The sequence below is a fragment of the Streptomyces sp. NPDC001492 genome (assembly GCF_053597275.1).
Genome location: NZ_JBSFHW010000004.1, coordinates 297,256 through 316,110 on the forward strand (window position 1 = coordinate 297,256; position 18,855 = coordinate 316,110).

Annotated in this window: 14 protein-coding genes; 4 read left to right on the forward strand and 10 right to left on the reverse strand. The window is 69.5% G+C overall.

Annotated elements, in window-relative coordinates; genetic code table 11:
• Positions 1-56: 56 nt before the first annotated feature.
• From ACWC1K_RS07365 to ACWC1K_RS07395, 7 genes are all read right to left on the reverse strand, one after another.
• The gene (locus tag ACWC1K_RS07365) at positions 57-2,924 is read right to left on the reverse strand and encodes a glycoside hydrolase family 2 TIM barrel-domain containing protein (RefSeq protein WP_450829272.1); all 2,868 of its coding nucleotides are present in this window, start codon (positions 2,922-2,924) and stop codon (positions 57-59) included.
• A gap of 36 nt (positions 2,925-2,960) precedes the next feature.
• Positions 2,961-3,827 (reverse strand): carbohydrate ABC transporter permease, encoded by an 867-nt coding sequence (locus tag ACWC1K_RS07370; RefSeq protein ID WP_450829273.1) that lies wholly within the window; start codon positions 3,825-3,827, stop codon positions 2,961-2,963.
• Entirely contained in the window at positions 3,824-4,792 is a 969-nt protein-coding gene (locus ACWC1K_RS07375) for a carbohydrate ABC transporter permease (protein WP_450829274.1), read from the reverse strand. Before ACWC1K_RS07375 ends, ACWC1K_RS07370 begins: the two co-directional genes overlap by 4 nt.
• 20 nt (positions 4,793-4,812) lie before the next feature.
• Complete coding sequence (locus tag ACWC1K_RS07380) at positions 4,813-6,081, reverse strand: ABC transporter substrate-binding protein (RefSeq protein ID WP_450829275.1); 1,269 nt, start codon at positions 6,079-6,081, stop codon at positions 4,813-4,815.
• A gap of 237 nt (positions 6,082-6,318) precedes the next feature.
• Positions 6,319-8,163 carry a glycoside hydrolase gene (locus tag ACWC1K_RS07385; protein ID WP_450829276.1) on the reverse strand — a complete coding sequence of 615 codons (1,845 nt, stop codon included), beginning with the start codon at positions 8,161-8,163 and terminating at the stop codon, positions 6,319-6,321.
• Positions 8,164-8,174: 11 nt separating this feature from the next.
• Positions 8,175-9,419 (reverse strand): ROK family transcriptional regulator, encoded by a 1,245-nt coding sequence (locus ACWC1K_RS07390; RefSeq protein WP_450829277.1) that lies wholly within the window; start codon positions 9,417-9,419, stop codon positions 8,175-8,177.
• A 209-nt stretch (positions 9,420-9,628) separates the two neighbouring features.
• Entirely contained in the window at positions 9,629-10,882 is a 1,254-nt protein-coding gene (locus ACWC1K_RS07395) for a D-arabinono-1,4-lactone oxidase (RefSeq protein ID WP_450829278.1), read from the reverse strand.
• 120 nt (positions 10,883-11,002) lie between these two features.
• On the opposite strand from ACWC1K_RS07395, the gene ACWC1K_RS07400 reads away from it, so the two are divergent.
• From ACWC1K_RS07400 to ACWC1K_RS07415, 4 genes are all read left to right on the forward strand, one after another.
• Entirely contained in the window at positions 11,003-12,010 is a 1,008-nt protein-coding gene (locus ACWC1K_RS07400; RefSeq protein WP_450829279.1) for a hydroxyacid dehydrogenase, read from the forward strand.
• A gap of 89 nt (positions 12,011-12,099) precedes the next feature.
• The gene (locus tag ACWC1K_RS07405; RefSeq protein ID WP_450829280.1) at positions 12,100-12,762 is read left to right on the forward strand and encodes a pyridoxamine 5'-phosphate oxidase family protein; all 663 of its coding nucleotides are present in this window, start codon (positions 12,100-12,102) and stop codon (positions 12,760-12,762) included.
• Between the two features lie 58 nt (positions 12,763-12,820).
• Positions 12,821-14,140 (forward strand): radical SAM protein, encoded by a 1,320-nt coding sequence (locus tag ACWC1K_RS07410; protein ID WP_450829281.1) that lies wholly within the window; start codon positions 12,821-12,823, stop codon positions 14,138-14,140.
• A 214-nt stretch (positions 14,141-14,354) separates the two neighbouring features.
• Positions 14,355-15,830: a cellulose binding domain-containing protein gene (locus ACWC1K_RS07415; RefSeq protein WP_450829282.1), complete on the forward strand. Its 1,476-nt coding sequence runs from the start codon at positions 14,355-14,357 to the stop codon at positions 15,828-15,830.
• 75 nt (positions 15,831-15,905) lie between these two features.
• Here ACWC1K_RS07415 and ACWC1K_RS07420 read toward each other — a convergent pair whose 3' ends face one another.
• The 3 genes from ACWC1K_RS07420 to ACWC1K_RS07430 are packed head-to-tail and all read right to left on the reverse strand — an operon-like array spanning position 15,906 to position 18,784.
• The gene (locus ACWC1K_RS07420; protein ID WP_450829283.1) at positions 15,906-16,904 is read right to left on the reverse strand and encodes an ABC transporter substrate-binding protein; all 999 of its coding nucleotides are present in this window, start codon (positions 16,902-16,904) and stop codon (positions 15,906-15,908) included.
• Positions 16,905-16,916: 12 nt separating this feature from the next.
• Positions 16,917-17,981: an ABC transporter permease gene (locus ACWC1K_RS07425; RefSeq protein ID WP_450829284.1), complete on the reverse strand. Its 1,065-nt coding sequence runs from the start codon at positions 17,979-17,981 to the stop codon at positions 16,917-16,919.
• Positions 17,978-18,784 carry an ATP-binding cassette domain-containing protein gene (locus ACWC1K_RS07430; protein ID WP_390696126.1) on the reverse strand — a complete coding sequence of 269 codons (807 nt, stop codon included), beginning with the start codon at positions 18,782-18,784 and terminating at the stop codon, positions 17,978-17,980. Before ACWC1K_RS07430 ends, ACWC1K_RS07425 begins: the two co-directional genes overlap by 4 nt.
• Between the last annotated feature and the right edge of the window lie 71 nt (positions 18,785-18,855).

Sequence of the window (18,855 nt, forward strand, 5' to 3'; positions counted from 1 at the left end):
CGCGGCCGGCCGACTGAAGAGCCGGCCGGCCGCAGGGGACTGTATGTCCGTGTCCGTCAACTGATCTCCGAGAAGGCGAAGGAGAACTCGGCGGGTGTGGCGTGCAGTTGGTACTGGGGGAGCACGCCCGGACCGCAGGACCCGGTGCCGATGCCGTGGATGGCGTGGTCGAGGTTCACCCACACCGTCTCGCCGGGGGTGAGGCCGGTGAGGTGGGTGGCTGCGTCCAGCTGCTCGGTCGTCCAGCGGCGGGCGGTGAGGAAGAACTCCGGGTCTCCCTCGATGCGCAGCCCGCCGATCTCCGCCCAGCGGACGTCGGCGCGTGCGCCGTTCTCCTGCGGGCGGAGGTACGGCGTCTGCAGCCCGTCGACCGTCGACTCCCAACGGCCCACCCTGGACGCCGACTTGGTGTCCGGATAGCCCTCGCCGGGACCGCCGCCGAACCACTTCACGGTGTCGGCCTGCGCGAGCCCGAACCGTACGCCCAGGCGCGGCAGCGGCACCGGCCACTCGCCCTCCGGTCCCACGGACACGGTCAGCCTGAGGTGGCTGCCGTCCGAGGTCCAGCGGTACACCACGGCGAGCCCGAACTCCCAGGCGGCCGGCGCCACCCGGGTCCGCACGGTCAGCGCGTCGTCACCGAGCTCGACCGAGCCCAGGCGGTGCCGCATGCGGTGCAGGCCGTACTTGCGCCACAGCTCGGCGGAGCGGATGCCGGTCAGCCACTCGGCGCCCTCGTCGTTGTCGGTGGTCGCCCGCCACACGTCCAGCCGCAGACCGCCGCTCACCTCGACGCCGCCGATCGTCTTCAGCGCACCCGTCCGGGCGTCGAAGGAGGCCGGGCCGAGCGTGATCACGCCGTCGCCCGCCACCGGACCGTCGGTGGCCGCAACCGACGGCAACACCCGTGCAGCGAGGGGGACTTGGCCCCACGCCACCTCGTGGCCCCCGGGCCCCCAGACGGTGTCGGCGGCCAGCAGCGCCCGTACCGTCCACTGCGTCTCGCCGCCACCGTGGTCGGCGGGCGGCTCGGGCAGCTTGACGTCCGCGGAGGCACCCGGGGCGAGCGCGGGCACGGACAGGGGGCCCGACTCCACGGTCTCGCCGTCCACTTGGTACGACCACTCGAACGCGAAGGCGGACAGGTCGGCGAAGTCCTGCTTGTTCGTGACCCGTACGGTGCCGTCGGCGCCCTCGATGGAGACGGGCTCGATGACCTTCTTGAACTCCAGCAGGCCCGGGGAGGGCTGCCGGTCCGGGAAGATCAGGCCGTCGCAGACGAAGTTCGCGTCGTGCAGCTCCTCGCCGAAGTCGCCGCCGTAGGCGTAGCCCAGCTCCGGGTGGGTGATCCCGTGGTCGATCCACTCCCAGATGAAGCCGCCCTGGAGCCGCTCGTACTTCTCGAACAGCTCCTGGTAGTCGGCGATGCCACCCGGGCCGTTGCCCATGGCGTGGCCGTACTCGCAGAGGATGAAGGGGAGGTCGCGGCGCTTGTGCGTGCCGCCGTCCAGCTCCTTGCCGATTTTCTCGACCTCGCCGTGGTCGGCGTACATCCGCGAGTACATGTCCGTGTCGCGGCTGTTCCAGTCGCCTTCGTAGTGCACGAGGCGCGAGGAGTCGCGGCCGTGGATCCACTCGGCCATGGCGGTGAGGCCGCGCCCGGTGCCGGCCTCGTTGCCCAGCGACCAGATGACGACCGACGGGTGGTTCTTGTCCCGCTCGACCATGCGGGCCGCACGGTCCAGGAGGGCCGGGGTCCAGCGGTCGTCGTCGACCGGGTTGTCCCGCCAGGCCTGCTCGGTGAAGCCGTGGGTCTCCAGGTCGCACTCGTCGATGACCCACAGGCCGTACTCGTCGCACAGGTCGAGGAAGGCCGGGTGCGGCGGGTAGTGCGAGGTGCGCACGGCGTTGAGGTTGTGCCGCTTCATCAGCAGCACGTCCTCGCGCATGGTCTCCAGGTCGAGGGCGCGGCCCTTCTCGGGGTGCCACTCGTGGCGGTTGACGCCCTTGAAGAGGACCGCCTTGCCGTTGACCTTGATCAGGCCGTCGGCCAGCTCCACCGTGCGGAAGCCGATGCGCAGGGGTACCCGCTCGCCCTCGGTGACCAGCTCGCCGTCGTACAGCTTCGGCACTTCGGCCGACCACGGCTGGACCGGTACCGTGACCGCTTCCCCGGTGGCGACATCGATGTCCAGCGCGGGCACGGTCACCCGCCCGTCCACGTCGGAGTCGACGCGCAGGGTGCCCTCGCCCGTGACGTGGTCGTAGGAAGCGTTGACGAAGAAGTCCAGGACGCTGCCCGCCGGGCGGTGCAGCAGCGTCACGTCACGGAAGATGCCCGGCAGCCACCACTGGTCCTGGTCCTCCAGGTAGGAGCCGGCGGACCACTGGTGCACGCGTACGGCGAGCACGTTGCCGCTCGGCTTCAGCAGGTGCCCGACCGCGAACTCGTGCGGCAGCCGGGAGCCCTTGAACTCGCCGATGTCCGTGCCGTTCAGCCAGACGCGGGCGCAGGACTCCACGCCGTCGAAGCGGAGCACGGAACCGCCCTCGGAGGGCCAGTCCGCGGGCAGGTCGAAGACGCGCAGATGGTCGCCGGTCGGGTTCTCCGTCGGGACGTGCGGCGGGTCGACCGGGAAGGGGTAGAGGTGGTTGGTGTAGATGGGCAGGCCGAATGCGCCGTCGCCCTGGAGGACCCAGTGGCCGGGGACCGTGACCTCGGCCCAGCTGCCGGCGTCGTACCCCTCCTCCGCGAAGGAGTCGTCCTCGGCGTCGGCGGTCGGTGAGACGCGAAGTCGCCAACTGCCGTTGAGAGAAAGCGACTTGGCGTCGGAGGTCGCGTACCAGGCGCGGGGCGGAAGGGCCCCGCTGCCGGGTGAGACGTCCTCGACGTAGTCGATGGCCGTGGTCGTGCGGAAAGACATCGGTCTCCAGGTCTCGGGGTCTCGGGATTGCGGGTGTCAGCCCTTGATACCGGTCTGCGCGATCCCCTGCACCAGCCAGCGCTGGAGGAAGAGGAACACGAAGATCAGGGGCAGGATGGAGATGGCGGTGGCCATGAAGATCAGATGGAAGTTCACGGTCTGGTTGGTCATGAAGGAGGACAGCGCGATCTGCACGGTCCAGGAGCTCGGGTCCTGGCCGATGACCAGCGGCCACAGGAAGGAGTTCCAGGCACTGATGAAGGTGATCGTGGCGATCGCCGCGAAGAAGTTCAGCGAGTTCGGCACGACGATCCGCCAGTACGCGCCCCAGTAGCCGAGCCCGTCCACGCGTGCCGCCTCCTCCAGCTCCTTGGGGAATCCCAGGAAGTACTGCCTGAAGAGGAAACACGTGAAACCGCTGAACAGGCCCGGAATGATCAGACCGCGGTAGGTGTCCACCCATCCGAGGGACGAGACCAGCACGAAGCTGGGCACGAAGGTGACGGCCGTCGGGACCATCAGGGTCGCCAGGACCGCGTAGAAGACCTTGTTGGCGTGCTTGTACGGGATGCGGGCCAGGCCGTAGCCGGCCAGCGAACAGACCAGGAGGGTGCCGAAGGTGGTCAGGACGGCGACCACCAGCGAGTTGAGCATGGAGCGGCCGAAGTCGACCGTGGGGTCGTCGAACAGTTCGGAGATGTTGCCCCACTGGAAGGAGGGCAGCACCTTCCAGTTCTCGCCCGTGATCTCCAGGTCCGTGGAGAGGGAGTTGCGGACGATCAGATAGAAGGGGATCAGGAAGAGCAGCGCGGCGACACCGACGGCGATGTACAGCCCGGTGTTGCCGAAGACGCCCCGGCCCTTCTTGCGCTGCCGGCCGACCTGGGGTGCGGTGGTGGTCACTTGGACTCATCCCCCCTTCCGAAGCCCATGAACTTGCCCTGGATCAGGGTGACGAGACAGATGAGCAGCGACAGGATGACCGCGCCCGCGCTGCCCGCGCCGTAGTCCTGGCTGGTGCCGAGGGCCGACTTGTAGAGCACCATGAGCGGTGTCTGGGCCCAGGTCGCCTTCTGCCCGATGATGTTGAAGAACTCGTCGAACGCCTGGTAGGCGGCGATGAGCAGCAGCAGGATCACCGCGGTCGAGGTGGCGCGCAGCTGGGGCAGCGTGATGTACCGGAAGGTCTGCCAGCCCTTCTTCGCACCGTCGATGGCGGCCGCCTCGTACAGCTCGGCCGGGATGTTCTGCAGCGCCGCCAGGAACAGGATCATGTAGAAGCCGGACTGGATCCACAGGCGCAGGGTCACGATGACCAGCCAGTACCAGGGCGGGGTGGGGTTGGACATCCAGGCGATGGTGTCGGCGCCGAACCAGCCGATGACCGTGTTCGCGAGTCCGAAGCGAACGCCGCTGAAGATGGACATCTTCCAGATCAGGGCCGCGGCCACATAGGAGACGGCGGTCGGCAGGAAGAACACCGAGCGGAAGAACGCCCGCATGAAGCGCAGCCGGTTGACCAGCAGCGCGAGGCCCAGCGACAGCGCCCAGGTGGTCGGCACGATGAACGCGGCGAACACGGTGAACGTCACCAGCGAACCGGGGAACTCGCTGTTGGTGAGGATCTGCTTGTAGTTGTCGAAGCCGATGAAATGGCTCGGTGTGACGGTGTAGCGGGCGTCGAAGAAGCTGAGCCAGACGCTCCAGACGATCGGCACGAAGACGAAGATCGCCAGGCCGATCAGGAAGGGCCCGGTGAAGAGCCAGAAGTTGACGGTGGCGTTGCCCCGCAGGCCCCGCCGCGGCCGGGCCGGGGAGGCCTTGGCCGGGGCGGGCTGGGCGACCCCGCGCGTGGTGGTGGTCGACATGTCGTGGTCTTCCCGGCGGCCTATCCGAACAGCTTCTTGAGCTCGACGTTGACCTTCTTGTCGCAGGTGTCGAGCGCCTTCTCCGGGTCCCCGTTCTTACGGACCGAGGACGCGATCACGTCGGCGAACGCGGTCTGCATGGTCTGGTCGTAGGCGATGTTGTCGAAGTGGCCGTAGTCGGTGAAGAGCTTGACGCCCTCCGCCGGCAGGCCCGACTTGAGCTTGGTGGCCTTGTTGGCGATCGAGGTGCGCGGCGGGATGTGGAAGCCGTACGAGGTGGCCCAGTCCTCCTGGTACTGCGTCTGGTCGATCCACAGCCACTTCACGTACTCCTTGGCCGCCTCGACGTTCTTGCCCTTGGCGTTGACGAAGATCGACCAGCCGCCGTTGTAGACGGACTGCTTGCCGGCGCTGCCGATCTTCGGGAACGGGAAGATGCCGAGGTCGTCGCCGAGCGCCTTCTGCATGGCGGGCATGGACCACATGCCGCCCCACTGGATGGCGCACAGGCCCTGGTTGAGCGCGGACGGGTCCCAGAAGTCGGTCGGGGCGTCGAGGAGCACATGGCCGCTGGTGAACAGCTTGCGCAGCTGCTTGAGGCCCCCGATGACGCCGTCCGTGTGATAGGCGATCTCGTTCTTCTCGTTGATGGTGTCGGCGCCGGCGGACCAGATGATGGGGTTCTGGATCGCGCTGAAGTCGTTGCCGAGGAAGATGCCCTTGACCTTGCTGGTGGTGAGCTTGGCGGCGGCCTCGATCAGCTCGTCGAGCGTGGTCGGGACGTCGACCTTCGCCTTCTCCAGCATCGACTTGCGGTAGTAGAAGAACTGCGGGTCGTCGATCATGCGTATCCCGTAGATCTTCCCGTCGACGGTGTGGGACTTGATGTCGTTCGGGTTGAAGTCGCTCTTGACCGGGTCGATGATGTCGGTCAGGTCCGCCACCTGGCCGCTCTTGACGAGCTGCAGCTGCGGGTGGAACTCGAAGACGTCGGGCGCCTTCGCGGTGAGCAGCGCCGCGAACAGCGCGGACTCGAAGTTGTTGCCCGTGATCCAGTTGGTGTTGACGTTGGCCTTCTTGTAGGCCGCCGCGTACCGCTTGAGGGCCTGCTCCGTACCGGCCTCGCCGTAGGCGTGGAAGTACTGGGTGAGCTGCTTGCCCGACCCCCCACCGCTCCCGCCCCGCCCGTTGTTGCTGCCGCACGCGGCCAGGGTGCCTGCGGCGGCCATGCCCGCGGCCGCCCGGAAGAGTGACCGGCGGGAGAAGTTGCTGTTGCTCATTGCCGACATGCTGACGTCCTTGTCTCGTTTGCGGCTGCGGCTCCACGGCTCCAGCGCACCTGGCTGCTGCGTGGCTCGAATTGCGTTGTGGTGCGGGGACGTTAACCTTCGGCTAAGGCTTCGGCAAGGGGTTGGACGAAGTCTGTTCGAAGCGTTAAATCCGGTTCGGAATCCCGAACATGGGGGTCGGTGCGGAGGTGAGGGCCGCCGGGTCAGGATGTGGCCGGCGGCCCTCGGTGCAGGGGACTAGGCCTTGTTCCAGACCTCGTTGGTGCCGCCGTTGCAGCTGTACAGGATCACTTTGCCGCCGTCGGCGGTCGCCTGCCCGCTGACGTCCAGGCACTTGCCGGACGCCTCGCTGAGGATCTGGCCGTTGGCGTTCAGCAGCCAGCGCTGGCTCGCGTCGCCGGTGAAGTCGGCCGCCGTCGTCAGGCCCGAACTGCCGGCCGTGAGATAGCCGTTCGCACCCTTCAGGGCGCCCTTGCCGTCGTACGACCACGACTGCTCGGTCCCGCCCGTGCACGTGCTGATGGCCGCCCCGGACGCGCCCGCGGTCAGGCACTTGCCGGACTGCTTGCCCTGCAGCGCACCCGTGACCGCCGAGCTGCTCTTGCCCTTCTGGTCGAAGACGTACGTCGTGACGGAGCGGGCGGCGAGGGTCGTGGAGGCCGTGCCGCCGCTCACCGTCGGCCTGGCGACGTTCGCCCAGTCCTCGGTGGCCGAGGTCCGCACGGCCTTCTCGGCCCGCACCGGCGTCTTGTTGTTGAAGTGCAAACTCAGCGGCGTGTCGGTGGAGTTGTGGTTGTTGACCACGACCACCCACGTGCCGTTCCGGTCGTACGACGACACCTCGACGCCGTCCGGCGCCCCGGTCACGTTGTGCGCGACGGAGCCCGGCCTCACGAACCTGCTGTACTGGCCGAGCGCGTAGTACCGCTTGGTGAAGTACAGCTTCTGGTTGCCGTTCGTCGCGTAGTCGGGGTCGTAGTAGATCAGGCCGTCGTTCCAGCCCGTGTCGTTGCGCTCGGTGGGCGAGGTGCCGTAGCCGGAGGCCAGGGCCACCCACCACTGGAACGCCGAGTCGTGCGAGCTCGCGAAGTCCTTGTAGATGATCCGCGACATCAGCAGGGCGTTGTCGATGGTGGGGTCGTACTCCTGGTTCCAGCCCGTGCCGCCCTTGCCGAAGCAGCAGATCTCGGTGGCCCAGGACTTCTTGCCGACCGCCCTCGACGTCTCGTAGACGTTGCCCAGCTGGCCGTCATCGGGGTTGTTGTACGTGTGGTGGGCGAGCGCGGACACATACTGCGCGGTGCCGGGCTGCGAGATCCACTGCGGCAGCTCGTCGGTGAACTGGGTGGTCTTGCTGGACTCGTCGGCGATGATCGACGTCCGCTGCTTGCGGGCCCGCTGCTCGGCGCCCAACGCCCGCACGATGTCGTCGCGCTGGTCGACGGTGACCTGCATGCCCTCCTGGCCGCAGTCCCCGAAGTCGTTGTCCGGCTCGTTGAACGGGCTGATGTAATCCAGCTTCACGCCCTGCTCGGCGAAGTGGTCGGTCACGTCCGCCACGTACGTGGCGAAGTCCGCCTCGCTGCCCGCCTTCAACTGGCCGCCGCAGCTCTGGCCGTTGGTCGTCCACTGCGCGGGCGCGCTGTTGACGAAGCCGATCAGGTCCTTGACTCCGTACTTCGCGGCGTACTTGAGGAAGGTGCGGCCCCCCTTGTCATTGCTCCAGTTGTACGAGCCGTCGGGGCCCAGGAAGTCCTGGGCGGCGCGGGCCGGGGTGGTGACCGCGACACCGCCACCGCCGATGTTGTAGCGGTACGAGGAGAGGGCCAGGCCCTGCCGGGAGAAGAGCAGGCCTGCGACCCGCGCCTGCACCGCGGGCCTGAAGTGCTGCAGGTCGTTGACCCACCAGGCACCCGACGCACCGATGTCGTCGATGGTCTGGGCGGCGTGCGGGGAGACCTCGGCCGCCGTGGGGGTCGCGGCCGAGGAGGACGGGGCGGATATCAGGGGACCCGCGACGGCGAGTGCGGCTGCGGCCGTCCACAAAGCGGATCTGCGGGGGTGGGGGTGAGACACGTGCATCCCTTCCGTCGTCATGAAGGTGGTGCGGTACGGCTCCTTGCGGGGGTGCGTTTCGCATTCCTCTGCCCGACGGACTGCAGCGCGCCTTCCAGCGCGAACGTCGCCGCACCCAGACACGCCGGGTCGGTGGGGATCGGGGAGAGGACGATCTCGGTGGCGGCCATCGGCCGCGGCAGCGCGTGCCGGGCGACGGCCTCGCGCACCTCCGCGACCAGGGGCTCGCCGAGGGCGGCCGCGACCCAGCTGCTGAGCACGACCACTTCGGGGTTGAACAGATTGACCAGGTCGGCGATGCCGGCACCGAGGTAACGGGCGGTGTCCCGGACCACCTTGACCGCCACCGGGTCGTGCTCGCGCATCCCCTGGGCCAGCGCGGCGATGGTGGCCGTCTGGTCCTCCGGGTGCAGCAGCGGGCTGCCGGGGCTGAGCTCCCGCAGGTTCAGCATGATTCCGGGCGCCCCGACATACGTCTCCACACAGCCGTGGTTGCCGCAGTGGCACAGCCGGCCGTCGAGGACGATCGTGTTGTGCCCCCACTCGCCGGCGCTGTTGCTGATCCCGCGGTGCAGCCCGCCGCCCAGGACGAGCCCGGCGCCCACACCGGTGCCGAGGGTGACCACCACGGCGTCTCCGCGCCCGCGGGCGGCCCCGAACCACAGCTCGGCGACCGCGACCGCGCGCAGCGGGTTGTCCAGGTACAGGGGGTAGGCGATGTGCTCGGTGAGCAGGTCGAGCAGCGGCACGTCGTGCCAGTCCCAGTTGGGCGCGTACTCGGCGACGCCGGTGTCGCGGTCCACCTGCCCCGGCACGCTGACGCCCACGCCCAGCACCCGCGCGCCCTCGATGCCGGCCTGTGCGACCACCGAGCCGACGGCAGCGGCGACATGGCCGACCATCTCCTCGGGGAGGCTCTCACCGGGGCGGACGTCCTCCTCGGCGCGGGCGAGCACATTCAGCGCCAGGTCGAACAGCTCGACACGGACATACGTCTCCGCGATGTCGACGCCGATCAACGCGCCCCCCGACGCGTTGACCGCCACGAGACCCCGGGGGCGGCCGCCCGCCGAGTCCTCGAACCCGACCTCGGTGATCATCCGCAGATCGAGCAGCTCGCCGACGAGCGTGGCGACCGTCGCAAGGCTCAGACCGGTGGCGGCCGCCAGCTCCTGCCGGGAGGTGGGGGACGCGGCGATGATCTGGCGCAGCACCTCGTAGCGATTCGCGGTGCGGATGTCACGTGATGTGCCGCGCTTCATCGATCTCCCCTCACAGGCGGGCGCCGGTGCGTGCATCTCGGCCGGGGGTCCGGGGGTTGCCCCCCGGGAAGACACAGCACCGGTGGCGTACCCCCGTCCCTTCGCTCAGGCGCACCGGGCACGTCGGCACCGGCGCGGCGCAAGGCTATGGCCTGCGGGGGACTTTCGACAAGGGGTTAGGAAAGGGGGTTTATAAAGCCCTTCACAGGTCAGTCGCCCAGCACCGTCCGCACGAAGGGGTTGGCGAATTTTCCGTCCGGGTCCAGGGCCCGCGCAAGCACCCGGAAGTCACCCAGCCGGGGGTACCGGCCGTGCAGGACCGCCGCGGGCGTGGTGAAGACCTTGCCCCAGTGCGGGCGGGCGTCGAACGGGTCCAGCGCCTCCTCCAGCCGCCGCACCACCGGCAGCACCGCCCGCGTGTCCTCCACCCAGGTGAAGTGCGCCGCCACGGTGTCCCGCCCGTACGCCGGGCTCAGCCACTGCTGGTCGGCGGCGACCGTCCGTATCTCACAGGTCTGCAGCACGGGGGCCACCGTCGCCCGGATCCCGTCGAGGGCATGCAGTACGTCGACGGCGTGCTGCCGCGGCAGCAGATACTCCGACTGCAGCTCGGCCCCGCTGCTCGGTGTGAACTCCGCCCGGAAGTGCGGCAGCCGCTCGTGCCACGGCCCCGGCACCCCGAACTGCTCCGTGCAGTTCACGGCCGGCATCCCCGGCACGGGGTGCAGCTTCTCGGTGGCGGGCGCGGCCCACGGGAAGTCCTGCAGCGGCTGGTCGGTGCGACGCTTGAGCCACACCTGCCTAAAGCCGGGCTCCCGCCAGTCGGTGAACAGGCTCACGCTGTACGCCGCCGAAGCGATCGTCTCGTACGTCTGCGGGTCCAGCCCGGCGAGGGGGAGTTCGGTGAACACGCGCTGCTCGACCTCGAAGGCCGGCTCCAGGTCGAGGGTGAGGGCGACCACGACGCCGAGCGCGCCCAGCGAGGTGACGGCGCCGTCGAACCGCGCGTCGCCCCGCCCGATCCGTACCGTGTCCCCGCCGGCCGTGACCAGCTCCACCTCCCGCACCGGTGCCGCCAGCGATCCGTTGCTCACCCCCGAGCCGTGCGTGCCGGTCGCCACCGAACCGGCGACGGAGATGTGCGGCAGGGACGCCATGTTGGGCAGCGCGAGCCCGTGCGTGTGCACCACGCGGGCCAGTTCCGCGTACCGGACGCCGCCCGACACCCGTACCGTGCGGGCCGTGGTGTCCACGTCGGTCACCGGCGGCAGCCCGGCGATCGAGAGCAGGGTGCCTTCGGGGCCCGGCTCGGCGATCTCGTTGAAGGAGTGGCCGCTGCCCAGGACGCGGACCTTGGCGCTGCCGGCCACCAGAGTCCTGAGCGCGTCGAGCGAGTGGGGGCGGTGCAACTCCTTGGCCGCATAGGTGATGTTGCCTGCCCAGTTGGTGACCGTCTCCGTCATTCCTGTCGTCCTCCGGCGAGTGCGTGTGCATTGACCCTCTGCATTGACCCTCTCATTTGCCGCGACCTACCGTTGAGAGCGTTTTCTGCAACGTCCCCGCCGAAGCCGGAGGGCCCACCCTTGCCCGAGCGTCCCCAGGCTCTGTTCGCCATGACCGCCGAGAACCTGCCGCTCGTCTTCCCCGCAGAGGTGCTTGGGCGACTGCGCGAGGCGGTGGACATCGATCCGGACCTGGTCACCGAGGACTTCACCGAGCCGCGCGTCCGGGAGGTGCTCGCGCGCACCGAGATCCTGGTCACCGGCTGGGGCTGCCCCCGCCTGGACGCGGCCGTCCTCGACGCGGCCCCGAAACTGCGCGCGATCCTGCACTCGGCCGGTTCGGTCAAGGGCTTCACCACTCCCGAGGTCTGGCGGCGCGGCATCACGGTCTCCTCGGCCGCCGCGGCCAACGCGCTGCCGGTCGCCGAGTACACGCTCGCGATGATCCTGCTCGCCGGGAAGGACCTCCTGGGCGCCCGGGAACGTCTGCGCACCACACGGACCCATCCCGGCTGGGGCGTCGTCGCGGGCATCGGCAACCACGGCCGCCGTGTCGGCGTGATCGGTGCTTCCCGGATCGGCCGCCGCGTCATCGGGCTGCTGGCACCCTTCGACCTGCGGGTGAGCCTCAGCGATCCGTACGTCACCGGGCCGCGGGCGGCCGAACTCGGGGTGCGGCTCCTGCCGTTGGACGACCTTCTGCGCACGTCGGACATCGTCACGATCCACGCGCCCGAGACGCCGGAGACCCACCACCTGATCGGCCGCCGGGAACTCGCCCTGATGCCGGACGGGGCGACCCTCATCAACACCGCGCGCGGCGGCCTGGTCGACCACGAGGCCCTGGTCGACGAGGTCCGCACCGGCCGGCTGAACGCCGTCCTCGACGTCACCGACCCCGAGCCGCTCCCCGCCGACTCTCCCCTCTACGACCTGCCGGGCGCCTTCGTCACCCCGCACCTCGCGGGCTCCCAGGGCAACGAGCTGTCCCGTCTCGGCATGACGGTCGCGGAGGAGGCCGCACGTCTGCTGACGGGCGGGGAGCTGGCCCATCCGGTCGATCCGGGGGCGCTGGAGCGGGAGGCGTGAAGTGCGGATTTCGTAGATGCGGGCAGGGCTCACGGAGCTATTCGTAAAGCTCTGGCGCTACGACTGCGATATCAGTAGCGTCAATCTGTATGACGCTCGAACCGCTCCCCGAGACCGACCTGACCCGACACCGCCGACTGCGCGAGCAGGGCAGCCTCGACCGCGCCGATCTCAATGCCATCCTCGATGCCGGGTTCGTCTGTCATCTGGGTGTGGTGGTCGAGGGGCGGCCGCTGGTCGTGCCCACGGTCTACGGACGGGACGAGCGGCAGCTGTACCTCCACGGCTCGGTGGCGAGCCGCAGTCTCGTCGGCGGCACTCCGGTCTGCGTGACCGTCACGCACGTCGACGGCCTGGTCCTCGCCCGCTCCGTCTTCGAACACGGTGTCAACTACCGCAGCGCGATGATCCACGGCGCGGCACGCAAGGTCACCGACCCCGAGGAGAAGCTGGAAGGCCTGCGCCGGCTCACCGAGCATGCGGCGCCCGGCCAGTGGTCGTACGCCCGGCTGCCGCACCGCAAGGAACTCGCGGCCACCACCCTCCTCGCCCTGTCCCTCGACGAGGCCTCGGTCAAGATCCGCACGGGTGCACCCGACGACGGCGACGGACCCGACGCGGAGCTGGGCCTGTGGGCCGGAACCCTGCCGCTGACCTCCGCCTGGGGCACCCCTGTCCCCGACCCCCGGCTGCCGTCGGACACCCCCGTACCAGGACACATCGCGCGCCGCGGGGGGACCCGGCACGGCTGACGTACACGCGGGGGCATACCGTGAGGAGTCGAACGCCTGAGCCGGAAGGAGAGTCGGGATGGGCAGCCGTACCGCACTGGTCGAGGATCTGATGGAGCGGTTCCCGCAGGTACCGCGGGAAGCCGTCTTCAAAGAGGACCTGCTGCGTGGAGGCGTGGCCTTCGACCCGTCCGCGCTCAGCGACAACGAGTCCGGCGAGGTCAAGCCGAAGTCGTACTTCATCTTCTCCTTCGACCACGGCACCCTGCCGGAGCTGGGCGAGGCCGCGCTGAGGCGCCCCCCGGAGGAGATCATCCTCACCGGCGGCCCGTACGACCTGCGCCGTACCGTCGTCTCCGTACGCGTGAACCCGGCCTCGCCCTACCGCGTCGCCGCCGACGAGGAGGGCATGCTCGGGCTCTACCTCGACGGCAAGCGCATCGCGGATGTCGGTGTGCCGCCGATGCCGGAGTACTACCGGCACACCCTCTCCAACGGGAAGTCGGTCATGGAGGTCGCCCCGACCATCCAGTGGGGCTATCTGATCTACCTGACCGTCTTCCGGGTCTGCCAGTACTTCGGCGCCAAGGAGGAGTGCCAGTACTGCGACATCAACCACAACTGGCGCCAGCACAAGGCCGCCGGGCGGCCGTACACGGGCGTGAAGGACGTCGAGGAGGTCCTCGAAGCCCTGGAGATCATCGACCGCTACGACACCGCGAAGGCGTCCACCGCCTACACGCTGACCGGCGGCGCGATCACCAAGACCGTCTCCGGGCGCGACGAGGCCGACTTCTACGGCCACTACGCCAAGGCCATCGAGGAGCGGTTCCCGGGCCGGTGGATCGGCAAGGTCGTCGCCCAGGCGCTGCCGCGTGACGACGTGCAGCGGTTCAAGGACTACGGCGTGCAGATCTACCACCCCAACTACGAGGTGTGGGACGAGTACCTGTTCAAGATGTACTGCCCGGGCAAGGAGCGCTACGTCGGCCGCGACGAGTGGCACAGGCGGATCCTCGACTCGGCGGAGATCTTCGGCGCCCGCAACGTCATCCCCAACTTCGTGGCCGGCGTGGAGATGGCCGAGCCCTTCGGGTTCAAGACGGTCGACGAGGCCATCGAGTCCACCACCGAGGGCCTGCGCTTCTTCATGTCGCACGGCATCACACCCCGCTTCACCACCTGGTGCCCCGAGCCCACCACCCCGCTCGGCAAGGCCAACCCGCACGGCGCCCCGCTGGAGTACCACATCCGGCTGCTGCAGGCCTATCGCAGGACGATGGACGACTTCGGCCTCTCCTCCCCGCCCGGATACGGCCCGCCCGGACCCGGCCGCGCGGTCTTCTCCGTCAGCTCGTTCATGGACAGCCTCCCGGCGCAGGAGGCGGCTGAGGTGTAAGTGACAGGCGGGGACTTCGAGTCACATCGGGTCCCCGTCCGTACAAGAGGCCGGAGTTGTGTCTCCGGCCGGTTCACAGGTTCCGTCACGGCAACTGAACACAGCGCTTGTCAGTTGTGTCGAAAACGTGAAAGGCTCCTGTCCTGCCGCGAGGTTCCCCCCAACTCCTTCGCCGAAATGGTGAGTTGACCTCGCTTGTGGATGCAGGAGACTCATGCCCGACCTGCCGACCCCGAAGGACGCCGCCGAGGCCGCGCTGTTCTCCGAGTGCTGGGACGCGGTGCTTTCCTACGCCGATCTGTGCACGGCCGGCGCCAGTGCGGCCACTCAGCTGGCCACGGAGGCGTTCGCCCTCGGTATCCGCGAGGTCCGCGCCGCCGAGACCGCAAGCTCACCGGGCAACGGCCGTCGCTCGCCCCGGCTCCCCGTGATCCCCCTGTTGCTGACCGCCGTACGCACCACGGCCGCGGCCTGGGAGGCCGGCGGACAGGGCCAGGACCTCGACCCCGACCTGCGCCTGTGGCTCAACTCGGAGAAGGCCGCCCGCTACACCGGCCCCCCGCTGCGCCGCCCGATCGCCCTGCGCGGTCTGCGCGACCTCCAGGAGGCGGATGCGGCGCTGCTGTGGCTGACCGAGGTGGAGTCGTTGCCGCGGTCCGCGGTGGCCCGCCGGCTCGGCCTCGACCCGGACCTCGTGGGCGAGGAACTCGACCAGGTGCGGGGCCTGTTCAGGGACCGCTGCCACCGTAACCACCTCGACACGCCGATGGACGCGCAGTGCCGCAGCTATGCGCGCCTGCTGGACGCGATCACCAGGTCGCCCGCCGCCGACATCCCGCCGGACCTCTCGCGGCACCTCGCCACCTGCGTGGACTGCGCGGAGGCCGCCTCCTGTCTGCGTCCGCAGGGCGGCGGGCTGCCCGCCGCCCTCGCCGGCGGCGTGATCGGCTGGGGCGGCCTCGCCTATCTGGAGCGCCGCCGCCGGGCCGCCGAGGTGCGCCTCGGTGTCGGGCGACCGGGGGCGGGAGACGGGCAGAGCGGTGCGGCGAAGAGCGGTGCCGACCGCGCCCGCGTCATACGGGGCGGGCTGCTCGTGGCCGCCGTCATGGTGTCGCTGCTGGCGCTGGCCACCTCGATGATGCCGTTCGGTGGCAACGACAACGAGGCCGCGAGCAGTGACGCTCCGACCGACAGCAGCCCGGTGGCGGCCCCGCGCCCGTCCCTGACGTCGGCCACACCGACGCCGAAGAGCGCCTCCCCGACCCCTTCCGACACCCCGACGAAACCCGAGGGGGGCAAGCACTCCGACCCGGAACCCCAGGGCACCTCCGCCACCACGCAGAGCAGCGCACCGGATCCGGGCAAGAGCGCGTCCGCCACCTGCAAGGCCGCCTACCACCTGGACAGCCAGTGGACCGACGGCTTCCAGGCCACGGTCACCGTCACCACCGTCGACGCCCTCGACACCTGGCGCGTCGCCTGGTCCTTCCGGGACGGCCAGAAGGTCGGCCAGATGTGGGACGCGAGCGTCGCCCAGAACGGCTCCCGGGTCACCGCGACCGCCGCCGACTACAACAAGGCCGTCCCCGCCGACGGCAAGATCACCTTCGGCTTCCTGGGGTCCTGGCAGGGCAAGAACTCCTCGCCGTACGACTTCACGCTCAACGGGCTGGCCTGCGCGAAGAGTTGATCTCGTACGGCCCCGAGTCAGGCGCCCCGACCGGGTGGACCCGGCAGAGTCCCCCGGTCGTTCGGCGCCGGCCGGTCAGCAGCCCGACTTGTAGAAGTACTTGCTGACCGACGGGTCGTTCATGTTCGCCTTCGTGATGGCGACCATGTTGGTGCCTATCGCCTTCTGGACGCTCTTGCCCTCGAAGGCGGCCGCCAGTTGGTCGACGGCCTCCCTGCCGATCGCCGCCGGGTCCTGGGCGACCAGGACCTGGAGCGTGCCCGCCTTGAGCGAGGCGACCTCGTCGGGTTCGGCGTCGAAGGCGGCGACCTTCACCTTGCCCTGCTTGCCGGCCTGCTTGAGGCCGGTGGCGATGCCCTGGCCGGTGTTGGTGTTGCCTGCGAAGACACCGCCCAGGTCGGGGTGGGCCGCGAGCGTCGACTGGATCTGGGAGGCGGCGGTCGCAGGGAGGTCGTTGTCGTAGAGCGTGGGCAGCATCTTGATCTTCGGGTACTTCTTCATCTCCTCCGTGAAGCCCTTGATCCGGGCGTCCGTCGTGGAGACACCGGGCTTGACGCTGATCACGATCGCCGAGCCCTTCTCGCCCATCAGCTTGGCGAGCGCGTCGGCGGCGACCCGGCCCCCCTTCTCGTTGTCGGACGAGATGCGGGTGATGCCGATCGAGTCGTCGGTGACCGTGGTGTCGACCAGCGCGACCTTGGTGCCCGCCGACTGGATCTGCTTCAGCGACGGCGTGAGCGCGCTGGTGTCCACCGGCGAGATCAGCAGCCCGTCCGGCCGGGAGGCCGCCACCGAGTCCAGGAGCGGACGCTGCACCGACACGTCCCACTGCGCGGAACCGTCCGCGCCGAAGTCCATGCCCTTGGCCTTCGCCTCCGTCTTCGCCGCGCAGGTCATGGTGATGTAGAAGGGGTCGCTCTTCACTCCGGTGATCAGCCGCACCTTCTTGTGCGCTGCCCCGCCGGACGATCCCGACCCGCCACCGCTGGACGAACTGCACGCGGCGGCCCCGGTGAGGGCCAGTACGGTGCCCGCGGCGACCAGTGCGCTGCGCCTGCTGCGAATGCTCAACATCGAGACATCTCCTTAGGATTGCTCTCGGGTCTTCCTGCGCATCTGGTCGACGTAGACGGCCGCGACGAGCACCACGCCCACCGCGACGTCCTGCCAGTACTGCTGGACGCCGATGACGATCAGTCCGGTGGTGAGCACGGCCGGGATGAAGACACCGATCACGGTGCCCAGCACCGAGCCGCGCCCGCCGAAGAGGCTGGTGCCGCCGAGCACCACGGCGGTGATCACCTTCAGGTTGTCGGTGGAGTGCCCGGCGATCGACGTGGTGCCGTACGAGGCGAGCCACATCACCGCGCCGAGCCCGGCCAGCAGGCCCATCAGCCCGTACACCATCACCAGGTGGCGGCCGACCCCGATTCCCGCACGGCGTACGGCGGTCGGATTGGAGCCGATGGCCAAGGTGTGCGTGCCGAACCGGGTCGCGCCCAGCACCAGGCCGAACACGGCCGTGACCACCGCGGCCAGGACCACCAGCCAGGGAATGCCGAGCACCTTGCCGAAGCCGAGGCTGTTCTGCAGATGCGTGGCCGCCGCACCCGCCGGGTCCTGGCCCCCGGTGGCGAGTTCGGCGATCCCCAGGGCGGCACCCAGGCCGCCCAGCGTCACGATCAGCGGCGGAACCTTCCCGGTCGCCACCACCGCACCCTGCAGCACACCCCAACCGGCGCCCACCGCAAGGGCGATGACCACACAGATCGCGACCGTGCCCCAGCCGGCGTCCGGCCCGCCGTGGTGGATGTTGTACTCGCCCGCGGCCACCGCGGCCAGCACCAGCACCGAACCGATCGACAGATCGATGCCCGCCGTGATGATCACGAACGTCATGCCGACGCCCAGCACCAGATAGATGGCCGCGTTCACGGCGATCTGCGTGAGGTCGTACTGGGTGAAGAACTTGCCCGGCGCGGCGACGGTGAAGAACAGGACCAGCACCACGAGGATCACGAAGGTCCACAGCTCGCTGATGCCGGCCGCCCGCCGCAGCCAGTCGGGTACGGTCCGGTGTCCACCGTCCGAGGCGGGCGGGGCCTGCTGCTGTGCCGCGGCCGGCCGGACTTCCTTGCTGTCGGCGGTCATCGCCCGTCCTCCGCTTTCCTCAAGGACCCGTTCTGCCCGGCGGGTTCGTCCAGCGACCCGGTCATGGCCCCGACGAGCTCCTCGATCGTCGTGTCCGCCGCCGTGAACGAGGCGACCCGGCGCCCGAGCCGCAGCACCTCCACCCGGTCCGAGACCGACAGCACCTCCGGCATGTTGTGACTGATCAGCACGACACAGATGCCCCGGTCGGCGACCCTGCGCACGGTGTCCAGGACGCGGGCGCGCTGCACGACCCCCAGCGCGGCCGTGGGCTCGTCCATGAAGATGACCTTGTTCGCGAACGCGACCGCACGCGCCACGGCCACCGACTGCCGTTGACCGCCGGACAACGTTGTCACAGGAGCCGTCACATCTTTGAGTTCGACGCCCAGCTCGGCGAACGCCTTGACCGCCTCCCGTCGCATCGCGGGCCGGTCGAGCACTCCCAGGCGGCCGAGCAGCCCGCCGCGCACAACCTCCCTGCCCAGATACAGATTGGCCGCCGCGTCCAGGTCCGGCGCGAGCGACAGGTCCTGGTAGACCGTCTCAAGTCCGTGCCGCTGGGCGTCCATCGGCCCGCCGAACCGGACCGCCCGCCCCTCCACCCGCACTTCGCCCTCGTCGGGTGCGAGCACCCCCGACAGGACGTTCACCAGAGTCGACTTTCCTGCGCCGTTGTCGCCGATCAGGGCGACGACCTCGCCCGCGTACGCCGTGAAGTCGGCGCCCTGCAGCGCCTGGACGTGACCGAAACGCTTGACCACACCGTGTGCCGCGAGAAGTGGTTCCCTTGCAGAGGCCATGTTGTGCCTTCGCGTTGGTATCGTTAACAGTTCGTCGATTCTGGGAGCCCCGTGGGTGGGCGTCAAGGGTC

What these genes read in the sequence shown, in the direction of transcription:
- ACWC1K_RS07365 (WP_450829272.1), bottom strand. Translation starts at nt 2,924, where the DNA reads ATGTCTTTCCGCACGACCACGGCCATCGACTACGTCGAGGACGTCTCA.
- ACWC1K_RS07375 (WP_450829274.1), bottom strand. Translation starts at nt 4,792, where the DNA reads ATGTCGACCACCACCACGCGCGGGGTCGCCCAGCCCGCCCCGGCCAAG.
- ACWC1K_RS07380 (WP_450829275.1), bottom strand. Translation starts at nt 6,081, where the DNA reads ATGTCGGCAATGAGCAACAGCAACTTCTCCCGCCGGTCACTCTTCCGG.
- ACWC1K_RS07385 (WP_450829276.1), bottom strand. Translation starts at nt 8,163, where the DNA reads ATGCACGTGTCTCACCCCCACCCCCGCAGATCCGCTTTGTGGACGGCC.
- ACWC1K_RS07390 (WP_450829277.1), bottom strand. Translation starts at nt 9,419, where the DNA reads ATGAAGCGCGGCACATCACGTGACATCCGCACCGCGAATCGCTACGAG.
- ACWC1K_RS07395 (WP_450829278.1), bottom strand. Translation starts at nt 10,882, where the DNA reads ATGACGGAGACGGTCACCAACTGGGCAGGCAACATCACCTATGCGGCC.
- ACWC1K_RS07405 (WP_450829280.1), top strand. Translation starts at nt 12,100, where the DNA reads ATGACGCTCGAACCGCTCCCCGAGACCGACCTGACCCGACACCGCCGA.
- ACWC1K_RS07410 (WP_450829281.1), top strand. Translation starts at nt 12,821, where the DNA reads ATGGGCAGCCGTACCGCACTGGTCGAGGATCTGATGGAGCGGTTCCCG.
- ACWC1K_RS07415 (WP_450829282.1), top strand. Translation starts at nt 14,355, where the DNA reads ATGCCCGACCTGCCGACCCCGAAGGACGCCGCCGAGGCCGCGCTGTTC.
- ACWC1K_RS07420 (WP_450829283.1), bottom strand. Translation starts at nt 16,904, where the DNA reads ATGTTGAGCATTCGCAGCAGGCGCAGCGCACTGGTCGCCGCGGGCACC.
- ACWC1K_RS07425 (WP_450829284.1), bottom strand. Translation starts at nt 17,981, where the DNA reads ATGACCGCCGACAGCAAGGAAGTCCGGCCGGCCGCGGCACAGCAGCAG.
- ACWC1K_RS07430 (WP_390696126.1), bottom strand. Translation starts at nt 18,784, where the DNA reads ATGGCCTCTGCAAGGGAACCACTTCTCGCGGCACACGGTGTGGTCAAG.